This window comes from Opitutaceae bacterium TAV5 (assembly GCA_000242935.3).
GTDB lineage: Bacteria > Verrucomicrobiota > Verrucomicrobiia > Opitutales > Opitutaceae > Geminisphaera.
In genome coordinates, this window is record CP007053.1 from 5,905,401 (window position 1) to 5,921,782 (window position 16,382).

Sequence of the window (16,382 nt, forward strand, 5' to 3'; positions counted from 1 at the left end):
GGGGTGGAGCGTCAGGAGGCCGCCGTGACGAACGGGTGGCGGGCGCTGTAGTGGTTGTGGTTGGACAGGACGACCTGGCGGGCGACGCCGGTGCGGCGGTTGACGACGAGCGGGCCGACGAGGTTGACGGTGGCGGTCGCGGGTTCGGTGCGGCTGACGGTGACGATGTTGAGCACGAGGGCCTCGCCGGGCGAGGAGAGGCCGATGGCGGCGGCGTCCTCGTCGAACAGTTCGGGCGTGTAACCGGGCACGAGGCCGCCGGGTTCGATGACGACAAAATGAAGGGGCGCGGGACCTTGCACGCGCAGCCAGCGAAAGGGAAGCTGGCCGGGGAAATGAAAGAGCTCGGCGTGCCGGTGATCGGGAAAGCCGACGAGGCCGGCGGGCAGTTCCAGCCGGGCGGGGAGGGGCGGCTCGCGCGTGTCGGCCGGTTCGGGAAGGGTTTCTGCGAGGACTTTCATGGGCGGGGCGCCTTACAGGTAATCGAGGAGGGAGCGGCCGATGATGGCGGAAGAGGAGGTGAGGGCGGCTTCGTAGGCGGCGGTCGCGGTCGTGAGCGAGACGTAGGTGCTCGTCACATCGGCGTCGGCATCGGCGGAGATGCGGCCGGTGAGCTGATCCTGGCGGGACTGGAGTTGCGTCTGTGCGGCTTCGATACGCGTCTGGATGGCTCCCTGGGAACTGAGCGCGTTGACAAACATGTCTTCGGATTCCTCGAGGCCGGGACGCAGGTCGTTGACCGCGGTGGTGTCGCCGGTTTCGAGGGTGTCGCGCAGGCCGACCAGCCGGTTGATGAAGGCGGCGACGGCCTGGTTGGTTTCGCCGCTCGTGCCGGGTGAAATGGCGGAGGTCGCGGAAAGGGCGATCGAGATCCGGTCGGCATTGCCGGTGTACGTCACGCCGGTGAGGGTGCCGTCGGCATCGGTGGCGGCGGTGAAGGGGGCGGTGTCGACGGCCGTGCCGGCGAGGAGGTAATCGCCGCCGAAGCGGGTGTTGGCGAGATCGACGGCCTGCTGGATGAGTTCGTCGAGTTCGACGGCGTAGGCGGTCATGGCATCGGTGCTGGTGGCGCCGGCGCCGAGGGTGGCGAGTTCGCCGGCGCGGTCGGAGATGGCCTTGAGATCGGAGAGGGTGGAGTACACGGCTTCGGAGAGTTCGAGCGCCCGGGAAGCGTTGTCCTGGTAACGGGAGACCTGCGTCTGCTCCATCTGGTTGGCGAGGATGCGGCCGACGGCGGCGGGATCGTCGCCGGGAGAGGTGACGCGCTGCCCGGTGGCGATCCGGTTTTGCAGCGCGATCTGGCGATCGGACAGGCGGGTGAGCTGGTCGATGAGGCGGTTGGTGGTGGTGAGGCTGGAGGTGCGCATCGGGGGCGTGGTAGTTGGTAATTGGCAGTTTGAAGTTTGTAGTTGGAAATTGGTGATGGGGATTTTTTTGGGGGTCAGGTGACGCCGAGGCCGTTGACGACGGTGTTGAGGAGGTCGTCGAGAACGTTGATGATGCGGGCGGCGGCCTGGTAGGCGCGCTGGTAGTTGATGAGGCTGATGGTTTCCTCGTCGAGGGAGACACCGCTGACGGAGTCGCGCTGTTCGCGAACGAGGTTTTCGATGCTGTATTGGGATTCGTAGCGCGTCTCCGCGCTGCGCACGGCCTGGCCGAAACTGCTGACGACGCTCGAATAGTAGCCGGAAAGCGTGCCGTTGACGAGGTCGCCGCCGGCAGTGGAAAAGTTGCGGGTGACCAGGTCGGCCACGGCGGACGCCAGTTCGCTGGCGCCGGCGTTGCCGGTGGCGGAGGCGCGCAGGGTGGTGTCGGTGAGATTGCCGTCCAGGGCGATGTCGGCGGCGCCGGCGCCGGAGAAAAAATCCATGCCGGCGTCGCCGTCGGGATTGTAGGCGGCGTTGACGGAGGTGATGAGTTGCTGCGCGAGCGCGTCGAGATTGTCACGCAGGGTCTGGACGGCGCCGTCGCGGGCGGCGAGGCTGCCGTGGACGGAGCCGCCGGTGAGGGCGAGGGCGGTGCCGTCGGCGAGGAGATTGTCGCCGTCGAAGGTGACGGTGGCGGGAGCGGCGCCGTCGGAGACGAGAAGGATTTCGTTGCCGTCGGTGTCGAGGGTGTAGACGTCGATCGCGCCGTTGCCGGAGGCGGAGGCGCGGGTCTCGAAGGACATGTTGGCGGCGAGGTCCTCGAGCGCGGCCTGGCGCTCGTCGCGCAGGCTGAGCGCGGAGCCGGGGTTGTTGACCTCGAAGCGGGCGATCTGCTCGTTGAGCTCGGTGATGCGGGCGAGCAGGTCGTTGATCTCGCCGACGTCCTGGGAGATGGAGTCGTCGAGGTCGCCTTGCGCGAGGGCGAGGTTGGAGTCGATGGTGCGGAAGCGTTCGGCGAGGATGCCGGCGTTGGCGAGCAGGGTCTGCTTTTCTCCCTGGTCGGTGGGGCTGGCGGCGAGCGCCGCGAAGGAACTGAAAAAATCGCTGATGGCCGCGGAGAGGCCGGCGCTGCTGCTCTCGCCGGAGGTGTCGATGGTTTCGCCGAGGAGGGTCTCGACGCGGGCACAGGCCTTGCTTTCGGCCTCGACGGAGGCGGTCCTCGCGGTTTCGCGGGTGACCTGCTTGTCGAGCAGGAGGTCGCGCAACTGCACGACGGTTCTGGCCTCGATGCCGAGAGACTCCACGCCGTTGGCGGTGAGGACGGTGCCCCGGCTGGCGTAGACGACGCGCTGGCGGGAGTAGTCCCCGTTGTTGACGTTGGCGATATTGTTGCTGGTGACCTCGATGGCGCGGGAGTGGGCGTTGAGGGCGCCGGAGGCTTGCGAAAGATTGGAGAGAAGGCCGGACATGGCGGATGGGAGGGTTGTTGGCTGTCGGAAATTTGTAGTTGGCTGTCGGTGACAGAAATTTCTCCCCCGGACGGGTCAACCGGCGATGCGGAGGGTGGAGCCGGCGGGAGCGGGGAGGCGGCCGTCGGCCGAATAGGTGGAATCGGCGCGGGAGTCCGGGCGGACGAGCGCGAGCAGTTCGTGATGGAGCTGGCAGACGCGGGTGAGCAACTGGTGATTCTGGCGGGCGCGGCGGCGGACGCGGCGGAGCAGTCGGCTGATTTCGGTGACGAGGGCGCGGAGAAGGATCTGCGTGTCTTCGGGAAACAGGGGTAGCAGGTCGAGGAGCGTGGAAGTCGCGGGGCGCTGGCGGGCGCGGGCGAAGCCGGCGACCCAGGCCTCGCGGACGGAGCGCTGGCGGGAGACGGTCTGCATCATTTCGTCAATGGCGACGGCGGTGGCGGCGACACGGGCGGCGTCGCGATTCCAGAGATGGGTCTGCTGTTCGTCGAAAAGGGCAAGGACGCCGCCATAACCGGCGAGTTCTTCACGCAGCGCGGCGAGGAGCTCTTCACAGGCAGTGGCGGTGTTGTTCATCGGAAAGGAAAGAAAGTGTGGCCGCCTCCGGATCAGGATGCGGACGGGATCGCCGGAGAAACCGGAGACGCGGAGGACTATATCGGCACGACGGCGTCAGGGTTGACTGTGTTTTTGCGGTTTGCCAGCGGCGGGAGGCGGATTTTTCGGGGAAAGCTGGTGTTCGATGATGTCGGCGAAGCCGAAGCCGCCGCCCTGGCTCATGGCCTGGGCGAGGACGTCGGTGAGCAGATATCCGTAGACGGCGCCGCCGGCCGGGCCGCTGTTGCCGGAGAGCGAGCCGCCGGCCATGGAATCGAGGGCGGGCGCGAGGAGCTGGCGCAGGATAATGGCCTCGAACTGTTCGGCGGCGCGGCGGATGCCGGGGGGGGAGGGGGCGAGGGAGTGAGGGGGGGAGGGGGGCAGGGCGTCTCCGGCGAGTAGTCGGGAGGTCGATACAGGGGAGAGGGCGGAGAGCATGGATCAGTTGATGACGAGTTCGGCCTGGAGGGCGCCGGAGCGTTTGAGGGTCTGGAAAATGGCCATCATCTCGCGGGTGCTCACGCCGAGGGCATTGAGGGCGGCGGCGAGGCGTTCGATGGAGGGAGTTTCGGGGATGACCTGGAAGCCGCCCCGGCCCTCGCTGACATCCGTCTGGGTGGAGGGGACGACGGCGGTCTGGCCGGCGATGGCATAGGGGCCGGGCTGCGAGACGCCGAGCGTGGAGGAGACGGTGATGGTGAGCGAGCCGTGACTGATGGCGACTTCGGCGAGACGGACGGTGGAGGTGGCGACAATGGTGCCGGTGCGTTCGTTGATGACGACGCGGGCCATGGTGTCGGGCGTGATCTCGATGGCGCCGAGGTCGGCGAGGAAGGCGACTTCGCGGCCCGCGTACGTGTCGGGCACGCGCACGTTGAGGGTGGCGGCGTCGAGCGGGTCGGCGGCGCCGGCGTGGATGGCGTTGATGGCGTCGGCCATGCGCGTGGCGGACGTGAAGTCGGGGTTGTGGAGCTGGAGGGTGAGCACGCCTTCGTTGACGAACGAGGCGGGAATCTCGCGCTCGACGATGGCGCCGTTGGTGATGGTGCCGACGGTGGGGTGATTTTTCTGGACGGTGGCCCCGCCGGGACCGCCGGTGCCGCCGAGAAATCCGCCGACGGAAATGGCACCCTGGCCAACGGCGTAGACGCGGCCGTCGGCGCCGACGAGCGGGGTTTGCAGGAGGACGCCGCCCTGGAGCGACTTGGCGTCGCCGAGCGAGGCGATGGTCACGTCGATCCGCGAGCCGGGCTTGATGAACGCGGCGATGTCGGCGGTGACCATGACGGCGGCGGTGTTCTTGGCCTTGATCTGGTTGATGTCGACGGTGAGGCCATAGCGCTGGAGGACGTTGGCGATGGCGCGGAGGGTGGATTTCTGGGAGTTGGAATCGCCGTCGCCGGCGAGGCCGACGACGATGCCGTAGCCGACAAGCTGGTTGTCGCGCCCGCCGCCGACAAGGGCGAGGTCCTTGATCCGGGAGGCGCGGGCCGGAAAAGCTGAAAAGCTGAAAACTGAAAAGCTGAAAAGGGCGAGGAACAGGTGGCGCATGAAAAGACTGAAAGGCTGAAAAGCTGAAAAGTTGACGGAGCCCGGAGCGCGGAGATGGCCTCGCCGGAGGCGATGGCCCCCAGGGCCGACTGCCAGGAGCAAGTCGGAACGTTGGCTGTCGTTTTTTGGGGGATACAAGACTGCTTTCATTTTCAGCGTTTCAGTTTTCAGCATTTCAGCTTTTCAAAAGGGGCGGAGTTTTTCGTAGATGCGGCTGAGCCAGCCGCGTTTCTGGGCGTCGGTGAGGGAGCCTTCGCTGATGAATTCGATGTGGGTGTCAGCGATGTTGCTGGAGAGAATCGTGTTGGCGCTGGTAATGTCGTCGCGGCGGATGACGCCATGGAGAATGACGTGCTGCGTCTCGCCGGAGAAGGTGGTGCGGCGGGCGCCGGCAATGACGAGGTTGCCGTTGGGAAGGGTGTCGGTGACGAGCACGGCGGCGCGGGCGGTGATGGTCTGCGAGTTGTTGACGGAACCGCCGCCGCTGAAGGTGCTGGTGCCGCCGAAGGAAATGCCGGGCAGGGCGCCGTTGTGCGTGCCGAATTTGCTGGCGCTCGGCGGATAGAGGAACTGGCTCACCGCCGCTTCGGCGGAGGTGTCGGTGGAGGTGTTCTTGCTCTGGGTCGAGGACTGGGCGGCGGCTTCGGCGACGACGATGGTGATGATGTCGCCGACGCGGCCGGCGCGGGAATCGGCGACGAGGGAGACCTCGCGGCTGCCGGGCGCGGTCCAGAGCGAGGCGGCGGAAACGGAAAAAGCGGAAAAAGCGGAAAGACTGAAAAGCTGAAAAGCTGAAATCAGGAAGTGGATACGGCGATGCATGGCGGTGAGCGTGGTTTCTAGAAACGGACTTCGGCGCGGGATTCGGAGACGACGAGGGCGGTGAATTCCTTGCGGGATTCGGGATTGCGGATGCGCACGGTCTCGCCGCGGCCGGCGTCCTCCATGGCGATGCCGCGCAGGGTGACGAGGAGCGCGCCCTCGCCGGCGGAGATCTCGACGGACTGGCCGCGCCTGACGAGCGGGCGGCGGATGACATCGCGCCACACGAGCAGGCGTCCGGCGGGGAGGGCGCGGGCGAAGAGAAGGTCGGCCCCGGAATCGGCGGGCACGGCGTCGCGATCGCGCAGGGCATCAAACCGCTTGATGCCCAGCGCGGAGGGCAGCACGGGGTCGCCGCGGGCCGCGGGTTCCGGAAGGAGCCAGCCGTCGCGCCAGAGTTGGGCGCGGACAACGAGAGTGATGTCGGCGGGAGGCGGCGCGGCGCGCGCGGGGTCCGCGGGTTGCCGGGGCGCGGAGGGGAGGCGGACGCGGACGAGCATCTGCGGGGCGAGCGCGGCGGGGTACTCGAGGATGCGGAGGGCGGTGTCGGGAGCGAGGCGGGCGAGCGCGGGCTGGGGGCGTTGCCAGTCGAGCAGGAGTTCGCCGCTGGCCTGGAAGTGCGCGGCGATGTCGTCGGCGAGCCGGCGAAGCAGGGTGGCGGAGGGCGCGGCGGGAGCGGTGCCGGCGACGTCGTCGGCGGATGATGTCTGGCCGGCGGTGGACAGGGCGAGAGCGAAGACAATCGCGACGAGGCGCCGCGAACGTCCGGTATCCGGTATCCGGCGTCCGACATCGAACAGCCGGAATCCGGTATCCATAATCCGGTGACATAGGGCGGATGTCCTGCGTGCGGTCTTGAAGGCAAGGTTGCCGGCTTCGGTTTTCTCGAATGGTCGGTGCACGGGATGTTGACGGTTCGGCGTTGGCGGTTCGCGCCGGAGGCCTCCGGCGCGCGGGTTCAGCGTTTGAGCTCGGTGACGTTTTGCAGCATCTCGTCGGAGGTCTGGATGGCCTTGCTGCTGACTTCGTAGGCGCGCTGGGCGACGATGAGGTTTACCATTTCCTCGACGATGTTCACGTTGGAGGACTCGACGTAATATTGCTGGGTGGTGCCGAAACCTTCCTCCCCGGGTTGCCCGGCCTCGGGCGTGCCGCTGGCGGTGGTTTCTTCGTAGAGGTTGTCGCCGAGGCTGCGCAGGCCGGCGGGGTTGGCGAAACGGGTGAGCGTGATGCGGAAGGTTTCGTTGCCGTTGGGGGTGACGTAGGTGACGTCGCCGGTTTCGGCGACGGTGATGTCGGTGGTGCCGTTGGGCACGGCCTGGAAGCCGCTGAGAACAACGAGGCCGCCGGAGGTGATGATCTGGCCGTTGTTGTCCTGCTTGAAGGAACCGTCGCGGGTATAGGCGGTGGTGCCGTCGGGCCGCTGCACCTCGAAAAATCCTTCGCCCTGGATGGCGATGTCGAGTTTCTCGCCGGAGGAGGTGAGCTGGCCCTGCGTGAAGACCTTGGAGGTGGCGGAAATCCGCGAGCCGTTGCCGATTTCGATGCCGGTGGGCAGGAGGTTGCCGTTGCCGGTCTCCGCGCCGGCGTTGCGCGGGTTCTGGTAGAGCATGTCGTGGAACTCGATCTTGCTGCGTTTGAACCCGGCGGTGTTTACGTTCGCGAGGTTGTTGGCGATCGTGTTGAGGTTCATCTGCTGGGCTTCCATGCCGGTGGCGGCGGAGTAGAGGGAGAGGTTCATTGAAGTGTGGAGTGCGGAATGTGGATTGCGGAATCAGGGAAAGGGGAGGGACGGCGGGTGGCCGGCGGAGCGTCAGGTGGTGAGGGCTTCGATGGTGCGGCCGAGAAGGGTGTCGCGGCTCTGGATCATTTTCTGGTTCGCCTCGTAGGCGCGGGAGATCGTGATGAGGTCGACCATCTCGTGGAGCTGGGCGACGTTGCTCGATTCGACAAAACCCTGGATGACGCCGGGCTCTTCCACCGGTTCGGGGCCGGCCTCGGGCGGCGCGGCGTAGAGGCCGCCGGAAAGCGGGGTGAGGAGTTCGGGACGCGCGAAGGTGACGATGCCGAGGCGGCCGATGAGAGTGTCGTCCTGGGAGATGGTGCCGTCGTCATTGAAGACAAGCGTGCCGCCTTCGGTTTCGAGCTGGATCGGGGCTTCACCGTCGCCGAGCACCTCGAGTCCTTCCGCGGTGACGAGGGTGCGCTCGGGGCTGATCTGGAAGGAACCGGCGCGGGTGTAGAGGATGCGTCCGCCGGCATCGCGGACAGTGAAAAAACCGTCGGCCGGCAGGGCGATGTCGAGGTCGCGGTGAGTGGGGAGGGCCTCGCCGGGTGTCAGGCTGATGTTGTAATTGGCTTGGGGGAAAATGGCGCGCCGGGCCTCGCCGGAGGCGCCGGGGACGGACGAGGGCTCGATGAAAAATTCACCGGACTGGTTGCCGGCGACCTGCACGGTGCGGCGTTTGAAGGCGGTGACCTGGCTGGAGACGATGTTTTGCGCGACGACGTCTTGCCAGCGTTCGAGCGCGGAAAGCGAAGCGGCGTTCTGGTAGAGACCGATGTTCATGGGCGGATGCGGACGAGGCCGCGAAGGAGGACAGAGGAATGAAAAGCAGTATCGGTGCCAGATTGTTAAGATGTTGTTTTATATTATATTGCGATAGTACTGTGGCGATGGGCAATTTTTGCCGGAGAGGCAGGAGGCATTTTTTTTAGCCGCGTACCGAGCGAAGCGACAGTCTGACAAGAGCGCAAAAATCTTCACGCGGATGAAACGTTGCGTGGCACCTATAGGCGCCATGGAGGGTTTCCCTGCGAAAAGACCCTTTGCGCCCTTTTGCGGCTGAAAAATCCGGTTCTGTTCCCCTTCGCAGCCAAGGGAACATATAGGCGCGATGGAGGGTTTCATGCGCGGAGATTTTTTTGCGTTCTTTTGCGGCTACCGGTCTGTCTCCGGGAGGCTTGCGGGAACCGGGAATTTTGCGGCGGGCGCGGGAGCGGACCCGGCCTTGCCGGTCGGGTGGGCGTGAACGGGGGCGCTTGCGGGTGAGGAGGTGGCGGCGGAGCCGCCGTCGACGATGCGGCGGAGGGAGAGGACGGCGTCCTTGAGGGAGGCGGCCTGGGCGTTGAGTTCTTCGGCGGCGGAGGCGCTTTCTTCGGCGGAGGCGGCGTTGGACTGGGTGACCTTGTCCATCTGGCTGACGGCGGTATTGACCTGGTCGATACCCTGGGACTGTTCGCGGGATGCGGTGGCGACTTCGGCGGCGAGCTGGTCGACCTGGCGGAATTTTTGCAGGATTTCGTCGAGGCTGCGGGTGACTTTTTCGGTGAGCTGGACGCCCTGGGCGGTTTTGGCGACGGAGTTTTCGATATTGGCGGCGGTTTCGCGTGCGGACTGTGCGCTGCGCTGGGCGAGGTTGCGGACCTCCTCGGCGACGACGGCGAAGCCGGCGCCGGCCTCGCCGGCGCGTGCGGCTTCGACGGCGGCGTTGAGGGCGAGGATGTTGGTCTGGAAGGCGATTTCGTCGATGGTCTTGATGATGCGGGCGACGTCGCCGCTGCTTTTCTGGATTTCCTGCATGGCGTGGGCCATGGCGGACATGTCGGCGGCGCCGGTTTCGGCAGCGGCACGGGCTTCGCGAGCGAGGGAGTTGACCTGCTGGGCGTTGTCGGTGTTGCGGCGGGTCATGCTGGCGAGTTCCTCCAGCGAGGAACTGGTTTCCTCGAGCGCGGCGGCCTGCTCGCTGGAGCCGGCGGCGAGCGTCTGGCTGGCGGAAGAGACCTGGCCGGCAGCGGCGGCAGTCTGCTCGGCGCCCTGGTTGAGGGTGTCGGCAATGGCCTTGACCGGCCGCGTGATCGAACGGGTGAGGCCAATGGAGAGCGCGCTGCCGATGATGAACGCGGTGGCGAGGCCGGCATAAAGAATGAGGGTGGAGGTGCCGAGCTGATGTCCGGTGGTGAGCGTGCCGGTGCGCATGTTGTCCAGACCTTCGGCGGCGAGTTTCCGCGTCTGGTCGATCATGGCCCGGCTGAGGACGGCGCAATCGGCGACGAGCTTTTCGCGCTCCTCCCATTCGAGGGCGAGGCCGTCGATCGCCTTGCGGTACTCGGCCGCAGCTTGCCGCATGGCGGCAATCTGGCGGATGTCGGCTTCCTGGCGGGTGACGGGTTGCAACTCGTCGCACCGGGAGGTGATGACGGCAAAATGTTTTTGGGCCGCGGAGAGGGCGTGCGGATTCTGCTCGGCCTGGGCGCGCCAGGTGGCGAGGCGAAGTTCGGAGATGACCTGGTCGATGTCCGAGACGAGTTTCAGCTTGTAACTGCGTTCGGTGATTTTTTCCGCCGCAGCGGCGTTTTTGAGCTCTTCGTCGAGCTCGTGGTATTGCCGGGTGCGGAAGCCGTTGATGGCGGAAAGAAGGGTCCGGGACGAGTCGTCGAGGCGGTTGCGGGAGGAATCGGTGGCCTCGGTTTTTTCCATGATGTGGTGAAGGAGCGCATCGTATTCCTGCAACTTGTGTCCGGTTTCGGCGACCGCCGTGGAAAAATCGGTGAGGCCGGGATGGCGGGAAGCGTGTTCGCGGGCTTTTTCGAGGTGCTGGCGCGCGGCGGCAATATTTTCCCGTCCACGATTCAGGAAATCCGGCATGGAAGTCTGCGCATACCCGAGAATCTCGTAACGGGCGAGCATGACCTGGTGCTGGACATCGTTGACGATCGTGATGGCGGGCAGGCCTTCCCCGGCGGCCTGCCGGGCGGTGGCAGCGCTGCGATGCATGTTCCATGCGGTGATGCCGCCGAGGGCGAGCATGATGAGAACGAGGCTTCCGAAGGCGAGGGAAAGCCGGGTGCCGAGCTTGTAGTTATTTTTCATGACAGTGACCGTGGACGGCCTCGGGCGCGACAAACCGGCGCGGTCGTCACGAGCGACGCCGCAGGGTGTTATCGGTCACTGGAAGGATTTCTTGAGCCGGAAGGCGAGTGGTGCGGATGGCGGTTGGCTAAGGGTTCATGGACGCAAAGGGTGAGAGGCGGCCGGAATGGACAGGGAGTTTTTTTGCCGCGAAGGGGCGCAAAGGATCAGTCTGCCCGGGGAGGATCTCCCGCGCGTCTATAGACGCGATGGGAGGTTTCATGCGCGGCAGGATTTTACGTTCTTTTGCGGCCATTGGTTTGGGGATTGGCGGGTGAAAGGTGATCGGCGGATCAGGGAGCGGCATGGGCGGGCGCGGAGGCACGGGCAAGATCGTGATGGACGGGTGACGGTGAGGAGGCGGTGGCGGAGCCGCCGTCGACGATGCGGCGGAGGGAGAGGACGGCGTCCTTGAGGGAGGCGGCCTGGGCGTTGAGTTCTTCGGCGGCGGAGGCGCTTTCTTCGGCGGAGGCGGCGTTGGACTGGGTGACCTTGTCCATCTGGCTGACGGCGGTATTGACCTGGTCGATACCCTGGGACTGTTCGCGGGATGCGGTGGCGACTTCGGCGGCGAGCTGGTCGACCTGGCGGAATTTTTGCAGGATTTCGTCGAGGCTGCGGGTGACTTTTTCGGTGAGCTGGACGCCCTGGGCGGTTTTGGCGACGGAGTTTTCGATATTGGCGGCGGTTTCGCGTGCGGACTGTGCGCTGCGCTGGGCGAGGTTGCGGACCTCCTCGGCGACGACGGCGAAGCCGGCGCCGGCCTCGCCGGCGCGTGCGGCTTCGACGGCGGCGTTGAGGGCGAGGATGTTGGTCTGGAAGGCGATTTCGTCGATGGTCTTGATGATGCGGGCGACGTCGCCGCTGCTTTTCTGGATTTCCTGCATGGCGTGGGCCATGGCGGACATGTCGGCGGCGCCGGTTTCGGCGGCGGCGCGGGCTTCGCGAGCGAGGGAGTTGACCTGCTGGGCGTTGTCGGTGTTGCGGCGGGTCATGCTGGCAAGCTCCTCGAGGGAGGAACTGGTCTCCTCGAGGGCTGCGGCCTGCTCGCTGGCGCCGGCGGCGAGCGTCTGGCTGGCGGAAGAAACCTGGCCGGCAGCGGCGGCAGTCTGCTCGGCGCCTTGGTTGAGGGTGTCGGCAATGGCCTTGACCGGCCGCGTGATCGAACGGGCGAGGCCGAAGGAGAGCGCCGCGGCGATGATGAACGCAGCGGCGAGGCCGGCAATCATGATGGTGGAAGAGGTGCCGAGGAGGCGGGTGGTGCGGACGGAGTCGTCGCGCACATCATTCAGGCTGGTTTCGATGAGTTTTTGCGTTTCATCGGTCATGGCGTAGCTGAGATCGGTGCCCTCCTTGATGAGTTTGTCGCGAGTTTCCCAGTCGTCGGTGAGTGTCTTCATGGCGCGTCCGTAATCGGCGGCGGCGCGGGCGATGCTGTCGATGAGCCGGATGTTGGCTTCCTGCGTGAGGATGGCGCGGATGCCGGTGGCATGGCCGGTGAGTGCGGTGATGTGACTCTGGGCCCGGACGAGGTCGGCGGGTGAGCGTTCGGCGAGAGCACGCCAGACGGCGAGGCGCAGGGCGGCAATGGACTGGTCGAGCGCGATGAGGGTTTTGAACTTGGATCTGGCTTCGGCGAAGAGCGCCTGGTCGGCGGTGGCGGCGGACGTTTCTTCTTCGATGATCCGGAACTGGGCGGCGCGGAAATCGTCGGATGCGGTGGCGAGCACGCGGGCGGCCTCGTCGAGGCTGCGGCGGGCGTCGTTGGTGGAGCCGATGCTTTCGGCAACACGCTGAAGTGTTGTTTCGTACTCCTGGACCTTGGCGGAGGTTTTGCCGACGGCTTCATAAAAACCGGCGAGGTCAGGGCTGGAGGCCCCGAGTTCCCGGGCCTTTTGCAGTTCCTGTTTTGCCTTGGCGAGGCTCTCGCGGCCGCGGGTCAGGTAGCCCGGTTCGTGGTGCAGGAAATAACCGCGGATTTCGTAGCGGGTGAGCATCACCTGGTGCTCGATGGCGCTGACCAGGGTGACGGCGGGCACGGCCTGGCCGGAGGTGGTGCGGGAGGTGGCGGCGCCGCGCTGCATGTTCCAGACGGCGCTGCCGCCGAGGGCGAGCATGATGAGGATGAGGGCGCCGAAGGCGAGGATGAGTCGGGTGCCGAGTTTGCGGGTCTTTTTCATGGAAGGAAGAGGTCAGGAGGGAAGAGGAGAGTATGGCGTCAGAAGTTTGTGCCGATGCTGGCGGGCTGGATCGTCTCTTGCATGGCGAGCGGACTGATTCGGAGGAGGGAACCCTCTGCGCCCTATGAAAGCTCTGACCATTTCCGACCGGGAAAAAATCATCATGTCGTTACACGCCGAAATCCGGTGCGACGAAGCCGCGCGGTATCATCACCGGCTGCACGCCCTCCTGCTGGTGGCGCAGGGCATGACCTGCCCGCAGGTGGCGGGATTGCTCGGGGACTCACCGCGCGCGGTGGTGAAGTGGGTGCGGCAGTTCGAGGCGGGAGGGCTGGCGGGGTTGACCGAAGGCTGGCGGCCGGGGAGGCCGGGGCGCATCGGGCCGGTGGCGCTGGCGCGGGTGCGGTCGGTGTTGCGGGAGAATCCGGCGCGGGCGGGAGTGCCGGCCGGCCGCTGGAGTGGACGGACGCTGGCGGCGTTTCTGCGGGAAAAATTCGGAGTGAGGCTATCCGTGCGGCAGTGCCAGCGACTGCTGAAGGAGCACGGCCGGCTCGCCGGAGACAGGTGAGCGGAGAGGGCGCGGCGGCGGTTCCCGGAAGCGGATACAGGAGGAAAATCGCGGCACGACGCAGGCAGGCGCGGGCAAAAGCTGGAGAATGGATCGGCATTTATTTATGTCGCTTTTTCCGAATCGGCTGACCGCGACGAGACTTTAGCAGAAAATGCACAGGAGCGTCTTCACGGTGGCCGGTAGCGCGAGGGTTTGCCCGGATGGGTGGAACCCGAACCAAAGCCATCAATCCTCAACCGCGAATGAACGCGGTTGGAAAAAACCGGCCCCTCCGGTCCTTCTTTGACGATCAGGAATGGCCCGGGTCTCAGGCGCCGAGGATGCCGGGGCTGAGGTACTGGCGGCCGCGGAGCACGGTGCGGATGGCGCGCAGCAATTCGTCGCAGGTGTTTTCCTTGAGCAGGTAGCCGGCGGCGCCGGCCAGGAGTGCGGCACGGATGTTGGCGGGCTGGTCGTCGGCAGAGAGAATGATGATGCGGATCTCCGGATGGCGGCGGAGAAGCCGGCGGGTGAGTTCGATGCCGTCGAACTCGCCGGGGAGATGGATGTCCACGATCATCAGGTCGGGAGGGGCGAGCGCGGCCTGGGCGAGCGCAGTGGCGCCATCGCCGGCCTCTCCGGTGATCGTGAAACCGGGTTGCCCGCCGACGAGCAGCCGCAGGCCCGAACGCATCATCAGATGATCTTCCACGAGCATCACGCGCACGGGCCCGGGAGGAGGGGATGAGGCAGGGGGGGGCGGACGGGTTTTCATCTCAGGGCTGGTCGAGGTGTTGCCGGACCGTGGTCAGGAGCGTCTGGATGTCGTAGGGCTTGGGGAGGTAACAGTCGTTCATCGCGGGGAGATCGGAGCCGGCGCGGGGGTGCATGTTGTAGCCGCTCGAGACGATGATCTTGAGGGCGGGTTGTTCGCGGGCGAGCTGGAGGGCGAGTTCCATGCCGGAGACGCCGCAGGGCATGACCATGTCGGTGAGGAGGAGATCGATGCGATCGGGGCTCTGCCGCCAGCAGCGGAGGGCGGAGGCGGCGTCGTCGGCTTCGATGACGCGGTAGCCATGAGCCCGGAGGCTGGCGGCGGCGGTGCTGCGCACACTGGTCTCGTCCTCGACGAGGAGGATGGTTTCGGAGCCGTGCAGGCGGGCCTCACGGGGAGAGCGGCGGTCGGGAAGAGGGGCCGCGGAGGGAATGGCAGGAAGGAAAACATCGAACGTGCTGCCTTCGCCGGGGCGGCTGCGGACATCGATCCAGCCGTGATGCTGGCGGACGATGCTCTGCACGGTGACAAGGCCGAGGCCGGTGCCGTGCTGGCGCCCCTTGGTGGTGAAGAAGGGTTCGAAAATGCGATGCAGGGTGGAGTCGTCCATACCGCAACCGGTGTCGCTCACGGAGAGGCGGACCCAGGCCGGGTGATTCGCGCCGACCGGGCGGTGGAGCGCGGAGGCGGGAGCGGCGGTGGTCTCGATGGCGAGAAGCCCGCCGGCAGGCATCATGGCGTCGCGGGCATTGATGCAGAGATTGATGACGACCTGCTCGATCATGCCGGCGTCGGCTTCGATCCAGAGCGGCGCGCTGTCGCCGCGGAATTCGAGGTGGATGTGTTCGCCGAGCAGGCGGCTCAGCATGGTGAACAGATGCGAGAGGAGTTCGTGCAGATCGACCGGGCGGACCTGGGCGGGCTGCTTGCGGCTGAAGGCGAGGAGCTGGCGGGTGAGGCGCGCGGCGCGGCGGGTTTCGCCTTCGAGCTCCTTGAGCGCCTCGGTCATGTGGCGAGGCTGGCCGGGATCGCCGAGGAGCATGCCGAGGAGAAGGAGCGTCGAGGTGAGGATGTTGTTGTAATCGTGGGCGACGCCGCTGGCGAGCTGGCCGACGACTTCCATTTTCTGGGCCTGGAGAAACTGGGCTTCGAGCTGCTTGCGTTCGGTGATGTCCTGGAAAATGCAGGCGAGCTGGCCGGGGCCGGGACGGAAGGCGAGGATCGAGAAGTGCTTGCCGAGCGAGCGGGATTCGACGGTGGAGCGGGAATCCGCGCCGGTGGAGACGACCCGGTCGAGATTTTCAAGGAGCTCGCGATCGATGTCGGGCAGGATCTCGCGAAGGGTTTTGCCGATACAGTCGGAGGCGAGCCGGCCGAGATTGCGCTCGGCGGCCGGGTTGGCGTCGACGAGGCGGAAGTCATCGATGGTTGCCTGGCTGTGCGAAGGATGCGTGCCTTCGAAGAGCGCAAAACCGTCGGACATTTGCTGGAAGATCATCTGGTAACGCTCCTCGATGATCCGCGTCTGGCTGACGGGAACAAGGTAGTCGGGGTCGCACACGAGCGGAGCCAGCGTCGGCGCCACGTGGCGGCCGGCAGGATACGGAGGCCGGACGGAAGGCGCGGAGGACAGGCGCAGTTCCTCGGCGAGAGGACGCCGGGCGACGAGAGGTTCCGGGGGAAGGCCACGGCCTTCGCTGGTGCCCGCCAGCCTGGGCGGACGGGTGGGGGTGGCGGCCAGGAACCGGCCGGCGGATTTCAGCAGATAGAGCGATCCGTCGGGCCAGCGCACACGCCAGGAGCAAAGAAAGGGGGTCTGCCGGTCGCGGCTGCGCGTCAGGGCGGTCTCGAGTCCGGGGCGGTCGTGAGGATGGAGCCGCAGGCACAGCGTGGCAAAATCTTCCTGAAAAGCCCGGGCGGGCAAACCGAAGAGGGTGGCGTGGGAAGCCGACCAGGTAAACAGGCCGGTCAAGGGTTCCCATTCCCAGTCGCCCGTCAGCCTCGGCAACACCCGGTGCTGGCGTGGCGGGAGAGGGGCGACCGGAGCGACGGAGACCCCCGGTGCGTCGCGGTGAGCGGAAACCACAAGGGCATCGCGCAAGGAGCTGTCACAGGAAGTCGGCATGGAGGGACGCGGGGAAAAGGGTGGTGACCGGGAA

At 66.2% G+C, this 16,382-nt stretch carries 15 protein-coding genes; 1 reads left to right on the forward strand and 14 read right to left on the reverse strand.

Going from position 1 to position 16,382, the window contains the following annotated elements; genetic code table 11:
* Positions 1-11: 11 nt before the first annotated feature.
* The 12 genes from OPIT5_24970 to OPIT5_25025 all read right to left on the reverse strand — a co-directional run bounded on the left by OPIT5_24970 (position 12) and on the right by OPIT5_25025 (position 12,898).
* On the reverse strand, positions 12-461 hold the full coding sequence (locus OPIT5_24970) for a flagellar assembly protein FliW (GenBank protein ID AHF92968.1): 450 nt from the start codon (positions 459-461) through the stop codon (positions 12-14).
* 12 nt (positions 462-473) lie between these two features.
* Positions 474-1,367, reverse strand: a complete 894-nt coding sequence (locus OPIT5_24975) for a flagellin (protein AHF92969.1) — start codon at positions 1,365-1,367, stop codon at positions 474-476.
* Between the two features lie 74 nt (positions 1,368-1,441).
* Entirely contained in the window at positions 1,442-2,836 is a 1,395-nt protein-coding gene (locus OPIT5_24980) for a flagellar hook protein FlgK (protein AHF92970.1), read from the reverse strand.
* Positions 2,837-2,911: 75 nt separating this feature from the next.
* Positions 2,912-3,412: a FlgN gene (locus tag OPIT5_24985; GenBank protein AHF92971.1), complete on the reverse strand. Its 501-nt coding sequence runs from the start codon at positions 3,410-3,412 to the stop codon at positions 2,912-2,914.
* Positions 3,413-3,508: 96 nt separating this feature from the next.
* A complete protein-coding gene (locus tag OPIT5_24990) occupies positions 3,509-3,871 on the reverse strand; it encodes a flagellar protein FlgJ (GenBank protein ID AHF92972.1) in 363 nt (120 codons plus the stop codon).
* Positions 3,872-3,874: 3 nt separating this feature from the next.
* On the reverse strand, positions 3,875-4,984 hold the full coding sequence (gene flgI / locus OPIT5_24995) for a flagellar basal body P-ring protein (GenBank protein AHF92973.1): 1,110 nt from the start codon (positions 4,982-4,984) through the stop codon (positions 3,875-3,877).
* A gap of 183 nt (positions 4,985-5,167) precedes the next feature.
* Positions 5,168-5,806 carry a flagellar L-ring protein gene (locus tag OPIT5_25000; GenBank protein AHF92974.1) on the reverse strand — a complete coding sequence of 213 codons (639 nt, stop codon included), beginning with the start codon at positions 5,804-5,806 and terminating at the stop codon, positions 5,168-5,170.
* A gap of 17 nt (positions 5,807-5,823) precedes the next feature.
* Complete coding sequence (locus tag OPIT5_25005; GenBank protein AHF92975.1) at positions 5,824-6,624, reverse strand: flagella basal body P-ring formation protein FlgA; 801 nt, start codon at positions 6,622-6,624, stop codon at positions 5,824-5,826.
* Positions 6,625-6,764: 140 nt separating this feature from the next.
* On the reverse strand, positions 6,765-7,547 hold the full coding sequence (gene flgG, locus OPIT5_25010; GenBank protein AHF92976.1) for a flagellar basal body rod protein FlgG: 783 nt from the start codon (positions 7,545-7,547) through the stop codon (positions 6,765-6,767).
* A gap of 72 nt (positions 7,548-7,619) precedes the next feature.
* Entirely contained in the window at positions 7,620-8,375 is a 756-nt protein-coding gene (locus OPIT5_25015; protein AHF92977.1) for a hypothetical protein, read from the reverse strand.
* A 372-nt stretch (positions 8,376-8,747) separates the two neighbouring features.
* Positions 8,748-10,679 carry a methyl-accepting chemotaxis protein gene (locus OPIT5_25020; GenBank protein AHF92978.1) on the reverse strand — a complete coding sequence of 644 codons (1,932 nt, stop codon included), beginning with the start codon at positions 10,677-10,679 and terminating at the stop codon, positions 8,748-8,750.
* A 332-nt stretch (positions 10,680-11,011) separates the two neighbouring features.
* Positions 11,012-12,898 (reverse strand): methyl-accepting chemotaxis protein, encoded by a 1,887-nt coding sequence (locus OPIT5_25025; protein AHF92979.1) that lies wholly within the window; start codon positions 12,896-12,898, stop codon positions 11,012-11,014.
* A gap of 124 nt (positions 12,899-13,022) precedes the next feature.
* On the opposite strand from OPIT5_25025, the gene OPIT5_25030 reads away from it, so the two are divergent.
* Entirely contained in the window at positions 13,023-13,466 is a 444-nt protein-coding gene (locus OPIT5_25030; GenBank protein ID AHF92980.1) for a transposase, read from the forward strand.
* Between the two features lie 310 nt (positions 13,467-13,776).
* Here the strand turns inward: OPIT5_25030 and OPIT5_25035 are convergent, their stop codons facing one another.
* Both OPIT5_25035 and OPIT5_25040 read right to left on the reverse strand, forming a co-directional pair.
* The gene (locus tag OPIT5_25035; protein ID AHF92981.1) at positions 13,777-14,175 is read right to left on the reverse strand and encodes a LuxR family transcriptional regulator; all 399 of its coding nucleotides are present in this window, start codon (positions 14,173-14,175) and stop codon (positions 13,777-13,779) included.
* Between the two features lie 49 nt (positions 14,176-14,224).
* On the reverse strand, positions 14,225-16,348 hold the full coding sequence (locus OPIT5_25040) for a histidine kinase (protein AHF92982.1): 2,124 nt from the start codon (positions 16,346-16,348) through the stop codon (positions 14,225-14,227).
* Positions 16,349-16,382 lie beyond the last annotated feature (34 nt).

Coding starts and splice junctions, on each gene's coding strand:
- OPIT5_24980 (AHF92970.1), bottom strand. CDS start 2,836: ATGTCCGGCCTTCTCTCCAATCTTTCGCAAGCCTCCGGCGCCCTCAAC.
- OPIT5_24985 (AHF92971.1), bottom strand. CDS start 3,412: ATGAACAACACCGCCACTGCCTGTGAAGAGCTCCTCGCCGCGCTGCGT.
- OPIT5_25005 (AHF92975.1), bottom strand. CDS start 6,624: ATGGATACCGGATTCCGGCTGTTCGATGTCGGACGCCGGATACCGGAT.
- OPIT5_24975 (AHF92969.1), bottom strand. CDS start 1,367: ATGCGCACCTCCAGCCTCACCACCACCAACCGCCTCATCGACCAGCTC.
- flgI (AHF92973.1), bottom strand. CDS start 4,984: ATGCGCCACCTGTTCCTCGCCCTTTTCAGCTTTTCAGTTTTCAGCTTT.
- flgG (AHF92976.1), bottom strand. CDS start 7,547: ATGAACCTCTCCCTCTACTCCGCCGCCACCGGCATGGAAGCCCAGCAG.
- OPIT5_25025 (AHF92979.1), bottom strand. CDS start 12,898: ATGAAAAAGACCCGCAAACTCGGCACCCGACTCATCCTCGCCTTCGGC.
- OPIT5_25000 (AHF92974.1), bottom strand. CDS start 5,806: ATGCATCGCCGTATCCACTTCCTGATTTCAGCTTTTCAGCTTTTCAGT.
- OPIT5_25030 (AHF92980.1), top strand. CDS start 13,023: ATGAAAGCTCTGACCATTTCCGACCGGGAAAAAATCATCATGTCGTTA.
- OPIT5_24990 (AHF92972.1), bottom strand. CDS start 3,871: ATGCTCTCCGCCCTCTCCCCTGTATCGACCTCCCGACTACTCGCCGGA.
- OPIT5_25040 (AHF92982.1), bottom strand. CDS start 16,348: ATGCCGACTTCCTGTGACAGCTCCTTGCGCGATGCCCTTGTGGTTTCC.
- OPIT5_25015 (AHF92977.1), bottom strand. CDS start 8,375: ATGAACATCGGTCTCTACCAGAACGCCGCTTCGCTTTCCGCGCTCGAA.
- OPIT5_25020 (AHF92978.1), bottom strand. CDS start 10,679: ATGAAAAATAACTACAAGCTCGGCACCCGGCTTTCCCTCGCCTTCGGA.
- OPIT5_24970 (AHF92968.1), bottom strand. CDS start 461: ATGAAAGTCCTCGCAGAAACCCTTCCCGAACCGGCCGACACGCGCGAG.